We start from the raw sequence: 17,718 nt of genomic DNA on the forward strand, positions 1-17,718 counted from the left end.
CTACTTACCACACAATACATATACAGTGAGTAAATATCTTGAAGAAATTGGGTAATAAAAAAAGACCCTCTATCCCTACAAACAAGGGACGAAGATCATTCGCGGTTCCACCCTAGTTAACTACCTATACGAATATATGTGTATAGTTAATTCACTTCATTAAGCCCGATAACGGTGGCGGCCGTACTTGCCTACTTAGGTTCGACAAATCAGTTTAAAGGGGGTAACTCTAATATATGTGTAAGGCATTTCCAGCATCTGCCTCTCTCTGGTACACAGGGATAAAAGAATCATGTCCTTTGCATCACTTTTACTAGATTATAGTATCATAGAGAATTAAAAAATTCAATACAGTTTAACTGGAAATTTAATAAGAACTATAAATTGTAATTGTTGTTAGAACGATATACTATAAACTTCACCTTTATTTTTCGTATATACATTTATTTTTAAAAGAAAACGGCCCGAGAATGATATGGCCCCCTTTACTAGACAACCAGTGAAAGCGGAACATATCAGAATCTCGAGCCATTTTATATACATTATTTGTAAATTAGCGTTTGAAGTTTGTAGACAACATAGCGCCAATTACTTTTTCCAATTTGCTAGTGGAAAGATCTGGACCTTTGTAAAGTGTTAAGAGTACATCATTAGAATTATCTTGTTTAGATACCATCATAACGCCACTACCGCGAGCACCGTTATCATCGTAATCTTTTGCTACGATAACAAGGTTCAAATAATGATCCTTCATGTATGTGTACACCTTGCTTGTGCGCGCAGAGGAACCAATCATTTTTGCCATGTTCATACCACGGTTAAATACGATTGCATTTGCATTATGAGGATTTGCCGCTAATTGTTGCTTCTCTTCTTCATTTAGAGGCATGAGGTTTACCATGAGGGAGTCACCCATCTTGCCGCGGAACATGGCTGGCATCGTTTCGCGCACGTCATCAGGAATACCTGTGTCAGCAGTCAATTTCAATTCCTTAGGAACGGTCATGTATAAAATGCCCTTGCTATTGCGTCCCACCTCTGTTGTACTGAGGTCTACAGCGCTAAGCATAATGGAATCTTTAATGGTCGCTACTTGATTAGCCAACGGTTTTTCAGGAACGCCACGGCTCGCCAATTGTACATCGCCAGATTTAGTTTTCTTCAATGTTTCCACATTCCAGCTTGCGCCTTTTTTGTCTGCATCGCTAGCTTCTGTGAAAGCATTCGCCCCGTCTTTTGTGCCTACATATACATAGGTTTGAGCCGGGATGATGGTATCTGGTGCACCAGATTTATTGAATGCCGCACCATATACTACATTAGGAATCACAGTAGAGCCAATTTGTAAATTGTTGTTAGTTTGGCTTTCCACATCAAAATTGATATTCCCTGTGAAAGTCATATCAGGACCATGGTTGATAACAACCACATCTCCTGCTTGAGGAATGATTACAGGACCTACAGGACCCGCCATAGCTACACCTGCCATCGATACTCCAAGGCAAGCTGTTAATAATGTGCGTTTCAAAATAGATTTTTTCATAGATATACTCTCATTTCTCTACAATTCGTATACATTTGATGTAATTGTAAATCTAATATAGTCATAAAATTCCCTCATATGATTTACAATCAAAATTATACTTAATCTTCTATAGTGACATAGTTGGATAAACTACTCAATACTTCAAGCGCCAAGGGCCTTGTAGATGGTGTGCAGCGCAACATACACCGCCCACTCGCATCTACAGAGGTCATAACACCTAAATATTCATAGCCTTCAATGATGCGATTGATAAAATTCGTATGCTTAGGATCAATGTGAAAGTACACATACGCTTCTTCTCCAGAGGTGGTTAAATCGGGTATATCTGGAAATGCACCAATTGATTTACTCGGCTCTAAGGGTGTACTGCTCATAAACTATTCATCTTCTTTAGATTTGCACTCACGGCGCATCATGGAATACGGTTCAAGAGGTGTATCCATATAAATGCGTACTTTCATTTGTGCATGAGGTGCTACATCGATAGGATTGCCGTCTTCATCTGTCATTTTTTCGATAACAGTTTCAACGAGTTCTCCTTTTGGCTGGCAGAATTCTACCTTTTCGCCTACCTTGAAGTTATTACGTTGTTCAAGATCAACGTATTTTTCTTCTTCATTGTAGCCCATAACTAAACCGATGAAGTCATGGCTTTGAGTATTCGTAGATTTACCATAGTTTTGCGCTGTTTCATCAGGGCGACCTTCAGCAAAGCCGTCTGTATAAGGGCGATGGGAAATCTTTTCTAATTCAGTAATCCATTCTGGACGAACGTACCAATCTTTACCTTCTTTAAGGTATGTATCAATCGCTGTGCGATATACTTTTGCCACTGTGGCACAGTAGTGAACGGATTTCATGCGACCTTCGATTTTAAGGCTATCAATACCAGCTTCATATAAATCTGGAATGCGGTGAATTAAGCACAAGTCTTTAGAGTTAAAGATATACGTGCCATGTTCATCTTCTTCGATTGGGTAATATTCACCAGGTCGATTAGATTCCACAAGAGAATATTTCCATCGACAAGATTGAGAACATTGACCACGGTTAGCATCACGATTACCTGTCATATAGTTAGACAATAAGCAGCGACCAGAGTAAGAAATACACATAGAACCATGTACGAAGGACTCAATTTCAATATCTACATGATCCTTCATTTCTTTAAGGTCTGCTAAGGATACTTCGCGAGCCGCTACAACACGTGTGGCACCAAGTTCTTTCCACATTTGAACTGTATGCCAATTTGTAGTAGAAGCTTGTGTACTTACGTGAAGTTCTAAACCTAGAGCCACGCGCTTAGCAAGGCTAAAAATCCCCATGTCTGCAACGATGATAGCATCAACACCAATGCTTTCAAGAAATTTCAAATAGTCCTCTAAACCTTCAAAGTCCTCGTTGTGAGGAATGATATTACATGTAACATGAATCTTTTTGCCATGTGCATGTACAAATTCTACAGCTTCCTTTAATTCCTCATCAGAGAAATTAGAGTTACCTGCGCGCAAGCCAAAACGTTTGCCTGCGCAATATACGGCATCCGCCCCATAGCGGATAGCCATTTTAAGCTTGTCCATATTACCTGCAGGACAAAGCAATTCCATAAAATGTTCTGCCATTATTTGTTGTGCCCTTTCCACACACTCACACTCATACCATCACCCATTGGGTAAATAGTAGTGTTAAACAATTCTTTATTTTCAACATATGTTAAGTATTCTTGTAACCGTTTTACGATAGTTTTGAACCGTTTTGGTGGTTCCTTATCGCCCCTTACATAGCCTCTAAAGAGTACATTATCTGCAAGAATGACGCCCCCTTCTTTCACATGTGGCAGAATAAGTTCAAGTTGTTTTAAATATTGCCCCTTTGGACCATCTAAAAACACTAGATCATATTCGCCTGTGAGTTCCGTTAAGACTTGAGATGCATCGCCTTTCAGCAATGTAATGTTATCGGCATAATCGGATTGGTTAATATAGTATTTCGCCATTTCGTGACGCACATCATCCAGTTCAATGGATGTAATATGCCCCTCTTCCTCGTCAAGTAGCGGAGCCATCAACAAAGCGGAGTAACCAATGGCGGTGCCCACCTCTAACACAGAGGTGGGCCGGTACAAACCTATTAATTCTTCAAATAGATGAACCTCAGATTCTCGTAAAATCGGCACATCATTAATCATCGCGTAAATACGCTGTTCATTTAAAATATCATTTAATGTCATGAAAGTAGATTAAATCTCCTACATTATCTATTGTTAGTACCACTAGGAACTACCAACGTAGAGCGTTCAGCAGGATTTGCAGGTTCTACCTGAATTTGTGGTACTTGTTGTGCATTAGGAATCACATTTTGCATCGATTCAGGTACAGGTGTCGTCGTTGGTACATACGTATTGTTATTTGTATTATTTCCATAGGATGGAGCAGCCGGCGTGACTTGCGTCGATGATTGATTTTGTGTTGAACCTGGTACAGGATCTGGAATCTCAGCTGCTGGAACTGTAGTTGGTGTGTATTTATAACTAGGTTCTACGTCAACATATTGAGAATCTGCTTCCACCGCTTCTGCAGAACTATAATTATAATTAGGCTCTGTAGTCGCTACTGCTACGTCATAGTTAGGACCAGCTTGTGCGGCTACTTCCGTATTAGCAGAAGAATTTTTTACCGTATCAGCACCATAAATTTTATTAACCGCTGCTAAATGTTCTTCGTATGATTTAGAGAAGTGATTATGCCCTTCTTTATCTGCTACGAAGTATAAATAATCTGTATTTTCAGAATGTAATACCGCATCTAGAGCTTTTTTACCAGGGTTTGCAATTGGTCCTGGTGGTAAACCTTTAGATACATATGTATTATACGGGCTTTGCAATTGTGTATCACCAATTGTTACATTTTCTTTCGCATAGCCAAGTACATAGGAAATAGTCGCATCAGATTGCAATGGAATACCATGAGCTAAACGCTTTTTGAATACCCCTGCAATAGTTGGACGGTCTGCATCAAATAAAGATTCTCGTTCAACGATAGATGCCAAGGTTACAAAGTCATGAATACTCATATGTTGAGCTTGAATTTGTTTCTTCACAGCTGGTGTAAGGTAACGATTCATTTCGTCAGCCATCATTTGAATAACATCACGAGGCGTAGCACCTACGGGGATTTCATACGTACTTGGGAACAAGAAGCCTTCTACAGGATATGTGGCAGGTTTTGTGCCTTTCATATAAGGGTATGGTACATAGGTCTTAGCTTCAGCTAAGAAGTCCTTCGCCTTCATAATTTGATTCTTTTCAAGAACGATAGCAATATCACCAACTGTATATCCTTCTGGAATTGTAATACGAATAGATTCTACATGACCTTCTTGTAATAAGGAAATGAGTTCACGCACAGTTACCTTATTAGGTATTTGATAATGGCCAGTTTGAAGCTTATCATTGGTGCCACTCAAGTATAACCAGAGCTTAAAGCCCTGAGTTGAGCGAATTAGCCCCCTTTCAAAAAGCATATCTGCAATTTCAGTACCCGTTTGACCTTTTTCTATAACGACTACTTGTGTTCCATCATCTTGAGCAAAGGTATTCGGTACAAAGTACAATGCACCAAGGCCTCCACCAATAATTAATATACCTACAATAACTAGGATCAAAATATATCTTAAGGCTTTTCTCACGTTGTTGAGTTCCTTTCTGTAACATAACAGTATATCAATTCATTATACCATAAACTCTATATTTCCCCTATATAAAAGGGCAATGATTCCACTTATTCCATTTTATGCAATATATTAATTTTATATATTTGTTATGCCCTTAGCATGAATGAAGTCCCTTCTTTGTACAACAATGATAATGTATAACAAAATAAAAATAGCGCATTGTCCACTGACAACACGCTAAATTTATGCTAAAAACGATTATTCGTCTTCATCCATGTCTTCATACAGTTTTACTAGAGTTTCAAAGTTTTCATCTTCTTCATCCAAAGGTACGTATTCTTCTACGCCTTCTTCATTTGTTTCGATGCGAGCCAAGATCATGTACGTGTCATCTTGACCTTCATGGTCGGCATCTTCATCTTGTACATGTACAAGAACGGCATACTCTTGACCTTCATGGCTCAAGATAACATCTTCTGTGAAGTATTGTTTATTACCATGTTCGTCTTCGAATTCCAAATAATACACTTCACCTTCAAAATTTTGGTCAACCATTGGAAACCCTCCTTAAGGAAAAATACTTATTTATTAAACTGCAAGCGATCTAAATATCCTTGCAAAATTACAACCGCTGCCATTTTATCGATAACAGATTTACGCTTTTTACGGCTCACGTCAGCTGCGATGAGTTGACGTTCAGCCATAACAGTAGATAACCGCTCATCCCAATATGTAACAGGTAAATCGATGACTTCCTTCATTTTTGCAACGAATTCTTCAGTCTTTTCAGCCCGTTCACCTTTTGTACCATTCATATTTTTCGGCATACCTACCACAAGTTCATGTACTTCATATTCAGAAATGAGTTCTTGTAAGCGATTAAAGTCTTTTTCCAGAGATGTTCTACGAATGGTTTCAATACCTTGTGCAGTCATGAGCAGTGCATCGCTACAGGCAATACCAATAGTACGGCTGCCTACATCTAATGACATAATTCTCATTATAATTGTTTAGCCTTTGCGTATTCTTTCAACAATTCTTCAATCAAGTCATCACGCTCTAAACGGCGGATATCGGAACGCGCATTATTATAACTTGTTATATACGCAGGATCTCCAGAGATTAGATACCCTAAGATTTGATTAATTGGATTGTAACCTTTTTCTTGAATAGATTGATAAACGCGAGTGAGCACCTCTTCAGCGGTCATCGGTTCATCGTCTACTTTACGGAATAACATGGTTTCATCTGAAACGTTCATCGTATCCCTCCTTTTTATTACATCGGCAGATTTCACCATACAAGTGAAATCTCACCTACTATTATACTTGAATTAAAGCTACAAAGTCAGTAACTTTTTATGCATTATAAAAAATTTCTATAACAGATACAAGTATAATTATAAAATTATATGCCTATTGTAACATAGATTTTAAGGCTTCACCACCAGCTTTTAAGGCTTCCATTAATTTAGCTGGCTCTTTGCCACCTGCTTGTGCCATATCCGGACGGCCACCGCCATTACCTCCAGCTACTTGAGCTGCTGCTTTAACAATATTACCTGCTTTTGCACCTTTAGCAACGACATCTTTAGATACTTTACATACAAAGTTTACCTTATCATCGCCCATAGCAGCGCCTACAAGAACCACACCAGAGCCATTCAATTTATCAAGACCCATATCAGCTAAGTCGCGCAATTCATCAATGGAGGACGCCTTTACAGCTGCGGCAACAAATTCAACATCACCTATCACAACTTTACCAGCAACGATGTCAGCTGCACCCGCTGCCGAAACTTCTTTACGAATTTGTTCTAATTCTTTTGCTGTGTCTTTAGCTTCTGTCAACACTTGGTGTAAGCGTTCTTCTATTTGAGGCGCTTTAGTTTTAAGCTCGCTTGCCATGCGTTCAATAGTCAAACGATCTTGTTTTGCTGCATCGAGAGCTGCACGACCTGTAATCGCTTCAATACGACGTACACCAGAACCGATACCAGCTTCAGATGTTAAACGGAAGGAACTAATGAAAGCTGTATTGCCTACATGAGAACCACCACATAATTCAACGGAGAAGCCAGGAACCTCTACAACGCGAACTACATCACCATATTTATCTCCGAAGAGTGCCATAGCACCTTTTGCTTTTGCTTCATCCATGGACATTTCAGCAATAGCTAGGTCCGTAGCTTTTAAAATTTCTTCGTTTACAAGAGCTTCGATTTGATCAAGTTCCTCTTGCGTTACAGGAGAGAAATGGGTGAAGTCGAAACGCAAGTAATCTGGAGTTACTAAAGAACCTGCTTGGTTTACATGCTCACCTAAGATTTGTTTCAAAGCTGCATGTAACAAATGGGTCGCTGTATGATTGCGAGCCATTGCTGCACGGCGATTTGTATCCACTTCAAGAGTGACATCATCGCCTTCAGAGATGGAGCCTTCTATAACAGTACCGATATGGTATACAGTGCCTTCTGGTAAACGTTTAGTGTTATGAACCTCTACCTTACCCATTGGGCCCACAATAAAACCTGTATCGCCTAATTGACCGCCCCCTTCTGCATGGAATGGAGTCGTACGTACGATGATAGTAATTTCATCACCGTCAGCAGCTGTTTGTAAACGTTCAGCACCTTTACCTATCATCAATACAGAAGATGCTTCTACAGCCTCGTCCTCAAGAAGTTCTTCGTCTTTCAAGAATGTAATATCCGGTGTTGCTACCTTTGCATCTTCTTTAACACGGGCTTCACGAGCGCGTTCACGTTGCTCTTTCATAGCAGCTTCAAAGCCTTCATGGTCGATTGTAAAACCACGTTCAGAAACAATTTCCTCTGTTAATTCCCAAGGGAATCCATATGTATCATATAGTTTGAATACTTCAGAACCAGGAACTACAGTTGCCTTTTCAGCAGCTAATGTATCGATCAAGGAGTTTAATAGCTCAAGACCTTGCTCCAAGGTTTGGTTAAAGCGTTCTTCTTCGTTTTGAACCACGCGTTTAACGAAGTCTTGTTTCTCAGCAATAGATGTAATACCAGGGCCAAGAATGTCTACGACTACATCAATAAGTGGTGTTAAGAAGATACCTTCAATACCAAGTAAACGGCCATGACGTACAGCACGGCGTAAAATACGACGCAATACGTAGCCGCGACCTTCGTTGGATGGCAATACGCCATCGGAGATCAATGCAGTGACAGCACGAGCGTGGTCAGCGATAACTTTTAAAGAAACATCTGTATTTGGATCTTCGTTATATGTAACACCAGCGCATTTTGCAGTGGCTTCGATGATTGGGAAAATCAAATCGGTTTCAAAGTTTGTTTTACAGCCTTGTAATACGGAAGCCAATCGTTCAAGACCGGCGCCTGTATCGATGTTTTTATGTTGTAATGGTTCATAAGATCCATCTGGCATTTTATTGAATTGAGTAAACACTAAGTTCCAAATTTCAAGATAGCGATCGCAATCACAGCCTGGCGCACAATTAGGGTCATCACAACCATGTTCAGGACCTTGATCAAAAAAGATTTCGCTATCTGGACCACATGGGCCTTCTCCAATTTCCCAGAAGTTATCTTCGAGACGCGTGATATGGCTCTCTTCTACACCACAATCATTATGCCATGTATCATATGCCTCTTGGTCATCTGGATATACAGTAACATATAATCTATTTTTATCGAGTTTAATAACCTCAGTTAAAAACTCCCACGCCCAATGAATAGCTTCTTTTTTAAAGTAGTCCCCGAAAGAGAAATTCCCCAACATTTCAAAGAATGTATGATGCCGTGCTGTACGCCCTACGTTTTCAAGGTCACCGGTACGCATACTTTTTTGGCATGTTGTAATACGACGACAAGGAGGTACCAATTTACCTGTAAAGAACGGCTTCAATGGCGCCATACCTGCCCCGATCAATAACAAAGACGGATCGTTTTCTGGTATAAGAGAAAAACTATCTAATTTTAAATGTCCTTTACTTTCAAAAAACTGCAAGTATGCTTGACGCAGTTCATTACCCTTCATGTGTATATTCCTCCTAAAATTATTTACTCTTCATTATAACTCAAAAACGATATAAAATCTATCAAAAACATTGAGATTATGCGGAATTCACGCACTTTCATACCAATCCAATCAGACCGTGAAAGATATAAATTTTAATCCATATTTTTTACAATAAAAGTAAAGGTCAAATTTAGTCAATGCTAGTTAAATCGTGAATAATAAACATAAAAAGAGGTTATACAAATCAACAAAACAAAATTGATTCGTATAGCCTCTTTTATAGCTAGTTATTAAATTAGCGTACAACGCGTTTTGCGCCGATGTAACGTTCACCCCAATAGCCAGTATCAAGATCTGCTACTGCAACACCACGACTGGAAGTGGCGCTAATGAACTTGCCATCGCCAATATAAATGCCAGAGTGAGATGGACCTGGTTCATATGTTTCGAAGAATACCAAATCCCCTGCTTTCAAGTTCGCACGAGAAACTTCAACACCTACGTTATACTGTTCATCTGCCAAACGTGGTAAGGAAATACCTTGTTTTTCAAATACATATTTAACATAACCAGAGCAGTCAAAGCCACTTGGAGTAGTACCGCCAAATACATATGGTACACCGCGGTATTTGTCAGCTTCTGCCAAGATTGCGTGAATACTGCTAGGTGTTTCATTTTTCGTAATATTGTTTAATTTAACGTTCTTGCCATTAATGGATTGACCAGCGATACGACGGGATGTCGCGTTGCTGTTTGTAAAAGCGGATTTCGTTGCTACTGCTTTAGTCGCTGCATTTTGAGTCAATACTGCCTTCGTAGAACGAGGAGCACCCATCAACGCATTATACGTAGCAGGGCCTACGATACCATCCACTGGAAGGCCACGATCTTGTTGGAACAAACGAACTGCCCACTTCGTCTCCTTACCATATACACCATTTTTATCTGTAGCATTATAGCCGTGTTTAATTAGTTGTTGTTGAACCGCTGTAACACTTTTGCCCTTATCACCATATTGTAATGTTGTTGCGCCAACCATGGCTGTTGTGGCACACACAAAAGTTAATGTTAATGCCGTTATTTTAACCTTACTATATTTTGACTTCATATGCTTCCTTTCCAAAAAACTTTTAAAGTAAGTTATTTATTCAAAATATACTAACCGTCTATTTATTTGCATTCACAAATACAGCTAGTCTTCTTTGCTCTTGTTGGTATAAGCCTCTGGTGCCATAAAAACATCTGCACTGCTTGGTCCGAGTAACGGAGCCTCTTCATGCTCTTCAAAATTTATAGCTGACTTAACCCAATACAAAGGCCGTTGCTTCACCTCTTCAAAAATACGACCTACATACTCGCCAATGATTCCCAGTCCGACGAGTTGAATTCCACCAATAAACAAGATTGATACGCCCAAGGTTGTCCACCCATTCAAAGCTTGTCCTGTAAGATATACATACAAAAGATGTAAGATGAGCAAAAAACTCATTCCACCACAAAGTACACCTACATACAAGGCCGCCCGTAAAGGCACCCTTGAAAAAGCGGTTACACCATCGAGAGCAAATCGAATCATTTTACGCACACTAAACTTTGAGACACCTGCAAATCGAGGTGGTGCCACAAAGTGCAACTCTGCTTGTCTATACCCTAAGGCACCGACAATACCGCGCAAAAATCGACCATGTTCTCTAAATCGTTTCAACGTGCCCAATGCTTTACTATTCATGAGGCGGAAATCTGACCCACCTTCAACAATAGGAACATCGGCCATTTTGTTCATTAGTTTGTAATAATACTTAGACGTGAAAGATTTAGCCCAACTAGCGTCATCAGTTGAATCGCGAATGGTACGCACCACATCATACCCTGATTCCCACAATCGAACTAGTTCAGGAATCAATGCAGGTGGATGCTGCATATCACCGTCCATTGTAATGACTGCATCGCCATGAGCATAATCAAGTCCACATGTAAGTGCCGTTTGATGCCCAAAGTTACGAGCCAGCAATAACACTTTAACATGTTTATCATTGAATGCAATTTCACGCAGTATCATAGCTGACGAATCACTAGATCCATCATCCACGAAGATTAGTTCATAATCATATGTGAGACCTGACATAACATCAGTTACAGCTTTATAAAAGTTCGCTATATTTTCCTCTTCGTTATATACAGGCACTACAATAGAAAGTAACATAAATCCTCCAAAGTATTTTACTCACATATTTTATGTTAATTAGTAAATTAAGGCAAATGCTAAAGGTTAACAATAGGACTGATAATGTTTATAAAGCCAGTAAACAAGCTACTTCTCTATAAAATACCAATAAAACCCTTCATTTATCCTTTATATAAGTACAGTAAATCAATATTATATTAATTTATTTATCAAGCTACTTAATAAAGTAATTTATAAAAAATATTTATTTTATTAATATAGAAACAAATATGATTATTTCTAGCTTTATCAACTATTAATTAAAAATTTATATGAATTTTTATCATAAAATTATCAAAAACGCCTAATTTCATCTATCTTTCATGAAAAAGAGACCCGTTAAGGGTCTCCTTTACTATAATCCAGCAGCATCAATCCAAGATTGTAAATCTTCCTCCGCCAGTTCCATATCTTCTATATAAGCACCAGCTACAACTGGATATTTAGCGACCTCTACTGTATGTAAAATGGAATCATCGCGACCATTTTTATAAGTCCCAATCCAGATTCCAGAAAATTGTGATTCATACCATTCTACAGGTTGATCAGTTTCATTAAAGTTAATCGTAATATGACCGCGTCCAAGTGTTTCTAATACTTCAACTTGTTCTTCCTCTGTTAAACCTGTTTTTTCAATATAAATCGAATATGTCTCACCATTTTCACGCAAATTCTTTAGAGCCAAACGCAACTCATTTAAAACGGCGCGAACATTACCATAATTTTCAATCATAAATACTCCTATACAGAAACTATCTTTACATTCTATAAGCTATCTATACATTATATGAAATTTCCACTTTATGCTTTAGGCTCAACTGTTACGCCCCATTCTCGTAGGACATGCAAAATACGTTTTTTAACCTCAGGCAAGGCACATTGTACCGGCCCGCTAGGTTCAAAACCAATTTCCAATGATTCCGGTTCTACACCGATAACCACTGCATCTTCTAATGGATCTTCTTGAATAGCACGGATGCGTAAAATATCTTGCATTCCTACTTCATGTACAGAAATATGTTCCGTAAAATATTGTTCCAATTCCTTATGAGGAAATTCATATATAGTTCCTGGAGCATCTCCACCATTAATAGCGTCTACAAGAAGAATTTTCTTCATACCACGCATATACGTGAGTAATTCCATCCCCATAGTGCCACCATCAATAATGGAAATTGCAGGTGTAAATGTGAAAGATTCTTTCAATTCTTTTACTACATGAACACCTAACCCCTCATCGGTAAGCAAAATATTACCGACTCCAAGTAGGACAATTTCATTATCTCCATCATCATAAAGGCTGTTTAAATCAATACGCGGACCCTCTGAGTCCGCGTATTGTTTCAAGCCACTGATGATATCAGTACTTGTATTAGTCATTTTCTTGTAATTCTCTTTCTCTAGGATCATTAGGATCACTTGGACGATATGTAGTACCAGATGGTTTATCAATACGTTCCCCACGACGGCGTTTACCATTGAGGTCTTCAATATCAATTGGGTCATGAGCGTAATATTTCATACCCGAAACCATAGCAGATACTTCGCCGGATTCCTCCATAACGTCTTCTCGGAATGCCATATACACGTGAACAATAGTAAAGAACAAGAATCCCCACGCAATGTAGTGATGGATAACATGGACTTTATATTCACCACCAAATAATGTAATCACTGGTGCAAATAAAGTTCCTAGAATACCATTAGGATTAACCATCGAATACATTGCAAAACCCGTTAAGATTTCAAAGAAGAACATAATGTATACCATCATATACGCAGTTCTAGCTAAGGAATTACGAAGCCAATGATGTTCATGTTTTTGAGGAATCATTAAATAGTGCAATGTTGTTTCTTTAAGACCGTACCAATACCGTTTTTGACGGAATTTAGGTAATAATCTATCCCCTCGGTTCCAAAGAGCGCCTGCAAAACGGAAGATAAAGGAGAATGTTAAGATAACACCTGCAATGAAATGAACACGTCGCATAGTTTCCATAGAGAACCAGCCATCAATAGCAAAAGTTGGTTCAGGGTTACCCGTAATCGCAGCAAAGCCTGGATCACCGATATATAGTCCTGTCCAGAATAAAGCCGTTACACTAAGCACCATAGTCCAGTGGAATATGCGCAGCCATAGACTAAATACGACATACGCCTTTTTGTCAGTATGTATTAACATAAGCCCACCACCCTTTATTTACACAATGCATCTGTATTGACGGAAACAATTTTTTCGCCTTTTTTATTGTATAAATGGGTTGCACATGCGAGGCATGGATCAAAGGAGTGAATTACCTTCAAAATTTCAAGTGGCTTATCCGCAATTTTTACATGTGTATCAATCATGGAATCTTCATATGCCCCATGTTCATTAGCTGCAGTTTTAGGGCACGCATTCCATGTAGATGGTACTATACATTGATAATTTGCAGAGCGTCCATCTTTAATATGTATCCAGTGACCCAAACCACCACGAGGCGCATCTACAAGACCAACACCTTTAGCATCTTTATCCCATGTGTTTGGTTCAAACTTAGTCATATCCGCTACTGCAGTATCACCATTTTTAATATTAGATACAAGTTTGTTAAAGAAGTATTGGCTAATATTTGCCGCTACTTGTGCATCAAGACCACGACATGCCGTACGTCCTACCATAGTAGTCATCCATACATGAGCTGGTACACCCAATACTTGAGATACTGTATCAATTTGACGAACAATCATAGATTCAGCCCAAGTTGGGTCTTTGATTATTCCTTGTTTCACCTTTGTATACACAACAATATATTTTGCTAATGGACCAACCTCTGCAGTTTTCCCTTTGAAAGTTGGAGATTTAATCCAAGAATATTTTTTATCTTCATCAAGGAATTCCCATTTTTCTTTTGTACCAGATTTAGGACCTGTAAACTTAGGATCAGTAACACCTTCAATAGGATGAAGTGTTTTTGTTCCATCTGGATATGTAAACCAGGAATGATCAACCTCTTCACTAAGGTATTGAGGATCCATGAAGTCTTTACCTTCTAATGGGATGAATGTTGCTTTATCTACACCTAATGCAAAGTTCTCAACAACACCATTGGAACGAACAATACATTTCTTATGATAATCACCATTAGAAATACCGGTGTACGTATCATCAGGATAATCGCCATAGGACATAACGCGTTTCTTCGCAAGGCCACCACCATCGATCATACCTTTTTCTACATATATTTTACCGATAGCTAATAGATCTGGCACGTAGAAATTATCAACTAAGTCTTTAGTCAATGCAATAGATTGCTCTACGGCAGCAAGGCGTTGCGTATTAATAGGGGCATTCATATCATTCATAGAGATAGAACATGGCATGCCACCTACAATATAATGAGGATGTGGGTTTTTGCCACCAAATACAACGTGAGGAATTACAATATCACGTTGACGATCAAGAATGTTCAAATAATGAGATACGGCCATCAAATGAACTTCTGGAGATAACAAGTTATAATCAGGATGATCCCACCATTGAGCGGAGAAGATGCCTAATTGACCAGATTCTACGATTTTCTTAACCTTTTGTTGTACAGCTGCAAAATAGGCAGTTGTAGCTTTAGGGAACTCCTTAGGATATGCAGAATCTTTAGACGCAGTTTCAGCTGGCGCTAAACCACTTACATTATAAGTAGCTAATACATCATTTTGTAATTGTGCAGTTTTAGCTGGATCTGCACTAAGAGCTGCTACTGGGCTAACCCAGTCAAGAGCATGTAAGTGATAGAAATGTACGATATGATCATGTACATCTAAAGAACTATGCATGATATTACGTATATAGTTTGCATTTTTAGGAATGGTAATACCAAGTGCATCCTCTACCGCACGTAATGCTGCCAACGCATGTGTTGTAGTACATACGCCACAAATACGTTGTACGAAAGCCCAAAGGTCACGAGGATCGCGATCTTTAGCAACAAGTTCGATACCGCGCCAAGCAGTGCCAGAAGACAATGCGTCCTCTACTTTACCACTTGCTTCATCAACTTTTATTTCAACCCGTAAATGACCTTCAATACGGGAAATCGGATCTACTACTACGCGTTTCATTAGTGACCTCCTCCATTATTATGTTTCTTTTCATCCCATAAGCCTTCTTCTTTTAAGCGTTTTTCTTCTTTCATATCAAGAATTTTATTACGCGTAAGAGTTGCAGCACCATGAACGATAACCGCTGCAGTGGCACCAACAGCAGCTACTGTACCGATTGTATCAGCAGTTGTGATGGTATTAGCCAATGGAATATCTGGTAAACGTTTATAGAATACGTCATTATCCCAGAAGCCCTTTTCAGAGCAACCAATACAACCGTGACCGGATTGAATTGGATAGGATAAACCATTCCACCAACGTAGATTACCACAAGAATTATATGTTTGAGGTCCACGACAACCTACCTTGTATAGGCACCAACCAGATTTAGATGCATCATCGTCAAATTTTTCAACGAAGAGACCAGAGTCAAAGAAGGCACGACGGTAGCATGTGTCGTGAATACGATTGCCATAAAATTGTTTTGGACGACCTTGCGCATCAAGAGGTGGGATTTGACCGAATAATGCATAGTGCATGATTACGCCAGTCATAACCTCTGGAATTGGAGGACAACCAGGGACCTTAATAATTGGCTTGCCAGATACAACGGAAGATACAGAAACTGTATTTGTTGGATTTGGTTTTGCGGCCTGTATACCGCCCCAAGAAGCACAAGAACCATATTCTATGATTGCTGCAGCTCCTTTAGCAGCTTCTAATAGGGATTCTTTAAATGTACGTCCACCTACTGTGCAATAAACACCATCTTCATCAAGTGGTACGCCACCTTCAACAGCCAAGATATATTTACCGGCTTTTTCTTTGATGATTTTTTCTAAATGTTCCTCTAATGGTGCACCAGACGCTGCCGCCAAAGTATCATCATATTCTAAAGAGATCATATTTAAAATAACATCAGAAGTAAAGGGAGAAGATGAACGGATAAAAGATTCACTACAACCAGTACATTCATGACCATGCAACCAAATCACTGTAGGTAATTCAGTTGTTTCGGCAGCCTTAACAACGGTGTCTAACATCGTTGGAGGTAGTCCTAAAATAGCAGTGAGTGCTACACAGGATTTCATAAATGTTCGTCGACTCAAACGGCGTTCTTGGAAGAGTGTCCACAAACTATTTATACGATTCTTCATGGAATATAGCCTCCTTACAACAACTTTGCGCAATATAATTATATTACTTAATAAACTACAACGTTTATGACGGAAATCATTTTATTAGCGTCCTCTATCACTTTGAAGAAGTTCAACCAACATGATGACAATCATATTTTTACTATTTTATTATATCACTTAACATTTTTGAAAACTATGAAATTTAACAAAAAAGCTGTATATAAGAAATTAACTTTCCTTATATACAGCCTCATGTTATTCATTTCCTAAGAATTCCTAGTTATTAATTAATCAGATAACTTCCTTTATTAGAGACTCAAGCATATCTGCTTTTTTATAGCCCACAAGGGAATCGAGCATTTTGCCATCGCGGAAGAATACTAAGGATGGAATACCATCAACATCTTCTTTTAACAAAATACCGCGAAGATTTTTATCTTCTGCATTAACACTAAAGAATTCTACTTGACCTTTTAAACGCTCTGCTACGTCTTCAATCTCTGGGCGCATAACAGTGCATGGTTCGCACCAACCAGCCCAAAAATCAACAATAGCTAAACCTTTAGCGCCAAGCACTTTCTCATCAAATTCTTGTACACTAGTAATTGCTGTAATTGCCATGAAGTTCTCCTAACAAAGATCTACAATCTTATATACTATCAATTATATGTTAAATATAGAAGCAAGCAATCAATAAGCCGAGTTCTGTTCCGCTTGCGCGGTGACGATTATCTTTCTAGGCGTACAGTCGCCTGCACGCTCGAGCGACACACCCCGGAAGGTAGGCGGGACCACCCTTAACCCTTCCCTATTCGGTCTTGCTCCGGATGGGGTTTACCGAGCCAGCCTGTTACCAGACTGCTGGTGAGCTCTTACCTCACCTTTCCACCCTTACCACTTACGTGGCGGTTTCCTTTTCTATGGCACTTTCCCTAAGGTTACCCTCGCCAGACGTTATCTGGCATCCTGCCCTATGGAGCTCGGACTTTCCTCGAGTCTTATAGACTCGCAACCGTCTTTCATACTTGCTTCAATTCAGTTTAT

Annotated in this window: 17 protein-coding genes, 1 other RNA gene and 1 other annotated feature; all 18 genes read right to left on the reverse strand. The window is 39.1% G+C overall.

Annotation, left to right across the window (positions count from 1 at the left end):
- Window positions 1-81 precede the first annotated feature (81 nt).
- Window positions 82-314: a binding site (T-box leader), on the reverse strand.
- A 239-nt stretch (window positions 315-553) separates the two neighbouring features.
- Window positions 554-1,543 (reverse strand): hypothetical protein, encoded by a 990-nt coding sequence (locus KH286_RS06495; protein ID WP_118091342.1) that lies wholly within the window; start codon window positions 1,541-1,543, stop codon window positions 554-556.
- A 101-nt stretch (window positions 1,544-1,644) separates the two neighbouring features.
- Window positions 1,645-1,920 (reverse strand): DUF4911 domain-containing protein, encoded by a 276-nt coding sequence (locus tag KH286_RS06500; RefSeq protein WP_118091343.1) that lies wholly within the window; start codon window positions 1,918-1,920, stop codon window positions 1,645-1,647.
- 3 nt (window positions 1,921-1,923) lie between these two features.
- Window positions 1,924-3,168 (reverse strand): peptidase U32 family protein, encoded by a 1,245-nt coding sequence (locus KH286_RS06505; RefSeq protein WP_278617775.1) that lies wholly within the window; start codon window positions 3,166-3,168, stop codon window positions 1,924-1,926.
- Window positions 3,168-3,776: an O-methyltransferase gene (locus KH286_RS06510; protein WP_004697053.1), complete on the reverse strand. Its 609-nt coding sequence runs from the start codon at window positions 3,774-3,776 to the stop codon at window positions 3,168-3,170. Before KH286_RS06510 ends, KH286_RS06505 begins: the two co-directional genes overlap by 1 nt.
- A gap of 23 nt (window positions 3,777-3,799) precedes the next feature.
- The gene (gene mltG, locus KH286_RS06515; RefSeq protein ID WP_118091345.1) at window positions 3,800-5,233 is read right to left on the reverse strand and encodes an endolytic transglycosylase MltG; all 1,434 of its coding nucleotides are present in this window, start codon (window positions 5,231-5,233) and stop codon (window positions 3,800-3,802) included.
- Between the two features lie 243 nt (window positions 5,234-5,476).
- The gene (locus tag KH286_RS06520; protein WP_008601328.1) at window positions 5,477-5,773 is read right to left on the reverse strand and encodes a DUF1292 domain-containing protein; all 297 of its coding nucleotides are present in this window, start codon (window positions 5,771-5,773) and stop codon (window positions 5,477-5,479) included.
- A gap of 26 nt (window positions 5,774-5,799) precedes the next feature.
- Complete coding sequence (gene ruvX, locus KH286_RS06525) at window positions 5,800-6,219, reverse strand: Holliday junction resolvase RuvX (protein WP_004696363.1); 420 nt, start codon at window positions 6,217-6,219, stop codon at window positions 5,800-5,802.
- Entirely contained in the window at window positions 6,219-6,479 is a 261-nt protein-coding gene (locus tag KH286_RS06530; RefSeq protein WP_004696366.1) for an IreB family regulatory phosphoprotein, read from the reverse strand. Before KH286_RS06530 ends, ruvX begins: the two co-directional genes overlap by 1 nt.
- Before the next feature lie 154 nt (window positions 6,480-6,633).
- Complete coding sequence (alaS, locus tag KH286_RS06535) at window positions 6,634-9,249, reverse strand: alanine--tRNA ligase (protein ID WP_278471755.1); 2,616 nt, start codon at window positions 9,247-9,249, stop codon at window positions 6,634-6,636.
- 277 nt (window positions 9,250-9,526) lie between these two features.
- Window positions 9,527-10,339: a C40 family peptidase gene (locus tag KH286_RS06540; RefSeq protein WP_008714242.1), complete on the reverse strand. Its 813-nt coding sequence runs from the start codon at window positions 10,337-10,339 to the stop codon at window positions 9,527-9,529.
- A gap of 84 nt (window positions 10,340-10,423) precedes the next feature.
- The gene (locus KH286_RS06545) at window positions 10,424-11,434 is read right to left on the reverse strand and encodes a glycosyltransferase family 2 protein (RefSeq protein ID WP_004696372.1); all 1,011 of its coding nucleotides are present in this window, start codon (window positions 11,432-11,434) and stop codon (window positions 10,424-10,426) included.
- Between the two features lie 376 nt (window positions 11,435-11,810).
- Window positions 11,811-12,188, reverse strand: a complete 378-nt coding sequence (locus KH286_RS06550) for a hydrogenase expression/formation C-terminal domain-containing protein (protein ID WP_004696374.1) — start codon at window positions 12,186-12,188, stop codon at window positions 11,811-11,813.
- A 68-nt stretch (window positions 12,189-12,256) separates the two neighbouring features.
- Window positions 12,257-12,835 (reverse strand): HyaD/HybD family hydrogenase maturation endopeptidase, encoded by a 579-nt coding sequence (locus tag KH286_RS06555; protein ID WP_004698675.1) that lies wholly within the window; start codon window positions 12,833-12,835, stop codon window positions 12,257-12,259.
- A complete protein-coding gene (cybH, locus tag KH286_RS06560; protein ID WP_118091347.1) occupies window positions 12,828-13,637 on the reverse strand; it encodes a Ni/Fe-hydrogenase, b-type cytochrome subunit in 810 nt (269 codons plus the stop codon). Before cybH ends, KH286_RS06555 begins: the two co-directional genes overlap by 8 nt.
- A 14-nt stretch (window positions 13,638-13,651) precedes the next feature.
- Complete coding sequence (locus KH286_RS06565; RefSeq protein ID WP_118091348.1) at window positions 13,652-15,553, reverse strand: nickel-dependent hydrogenase large subunit; 1,902 nt, start codon at window positions 15,551-15,553, stop codon at window positions 13,652-13,654.
- Window positions 15,553-16,692 (reverse strand): hydrogenase small subunit, encoded by a 1,140-nt coding sequence (locus KH286_RS06570; RefSeq protein WP_118091349.1) that lies wholly within the window; start codon window positions 16,690-16,692, stop codon window positions 15,553-15,555. The genes KH286_RS06565 and KH286_RS06570 overlap by 1 nt, the downstream gene beginning before the upstream one ends.
- A 273-nt stretch (window positions 16,693-16,965) precedes the next feature.
- The gene (locus tag KH286_RS06575) at window positions 16,966-17,295 is read right to left on the reverse strand and encodes a thioredoxin family protein (RefSeq protein WP_004698670.1); all 330 of its coding nucleotides are present in this window, start codon (window positions 17,293-17,295) and stop codon (window positions 16,966-16,968) included.
- A gap of 57 nt (window positions 17,296-17,352) precedes the next feature.
- Window positions 17,353-17,703: RNase P RNA component class A (gene rnpB, locus KH286_RS06580), an RNA gene on the reverse strand.
- Between the last annotated feature and the right edge of the window lie 15 nt (window positions 17,704-17,718).

The sequence above is a fragment of the Veillonella parvula genome, assembly GCF_018378075.1.
In the GTDB taxonomy this organism is placed as follows: Bacteria; Bacillota; Negativicutes; order Veillonellales; family Veillonellaceae; genus Veillonella; species Veillonella parvula_K.

Bases quoted from the DNA above. Each gene is read 5' to 3' on its own strand.
- KH286_RS06495 (WP_118091342.1), bottom strand. From the start codon at position 1,543: ATGAAAAAATCTATTTTGAAACGCACATTATTAACAGCTTGCCTTGGA.
- alaS (WP_278471755.1), bottom strand. From the start codon at position 9,249: ATGAAGGGTAATGAACTGCGTCAAGCATACTTGCAGTTTTTTGAAAGT.
- cybH (WP_118091347.1), bottom strand. From the start codon at position 13,637: ATGTTAATACATACTGACAAAAAGGCGTATGTCGTATTTAGTCTATGG.
- ruvX (WP_004696363.1), bottom strand. From the start codon at position 6,219: ATGAGAATTATGTCATTAGATGTAGGCAGCCGTACTATTGGTATTGCC.
- KH286_RS06550 (WP_004696374.1), bottom strand. From the start codon at position 12,188: ATGATTGAAAATTATGGTAATGTTCGCGCCGTTTTAAATGAGTTGCGT.
- KH286_RS06510 (WP_004697053.1), bottom strand. From the start codon at position 3,776: ATGACATTAAATGATATTTTAAATGAACAGCGTATTTACGCGATGATT.
- KH286_RS06520 (WP_008601328.1), bottom strand. From the start codon at position 5,773: ATGGTTGACCAAAATTTTGAAGGTGAAGTGTATTATTTGGAATTCGAA.
- KH286_RS06540 (WP_008714242.1), bottom strand. From the start codon at position 10,339: ATGAAGTCAAAATATAGTAAGGTTAAAATAACGGCATTAACATTAACT.
- KH286_RS06565 (WP_118091348.1), bottom strand. From the start codon at position 15,553: ATGAAACGCGTAGTAGTAGATCCGATTTCCCGTATTGAAGGTCATTTA.
- KH286_RS06575 (WP_004698670.1), bottom strand. From the start codon at position 17,295: ATGGCAATTACAGCAATTACTAGTGTACAAGAATTTGATGAGAAAGTG.
- KH286_RS06505 (WP_278617775.1), bottom strand. From the start codon at position 3,168: ATGGCAGAACATTTTATGGAATTGCTTTGTCCTGCAGGTAATATGGAC.
- KH286_RS06570 (WP_118091349.1), bottom strand. From the start codon at position 16,692: ATGAAGAATCGTATAAATAGTTTGTGGACACTCTTCCAAGAACGCCGT.
- KH286_RS06555 (WP_004698675.1), bottom strand. From the start codon at position 12,835: ATGACTAATACAAGTACTGATATCATCAGTGGCTTGAAACAATACGCG.
- KH286_RS06530 (WP_004696366.1), bottom strand. From the start codon at position 6,479: ATGAACGTTTCAGATGAAACCATGTTATTCCGTAAAGTAGACGATGAA.
- KH286_RS06545 (WP_004696372.1), bottom strand. From the start codon at position 11,434: ATGTTACTTTCTATTGTAGTGCCTGTATATAACGAAGAGGAAAATATA.
- KH286_RS06500 (WP_118091343.1), bottom strand. From the start codon at position 1,920: ATGAGCAGTACACCCTTAGAGCCGAGTAAATCAATTGGTGCATTTCCA.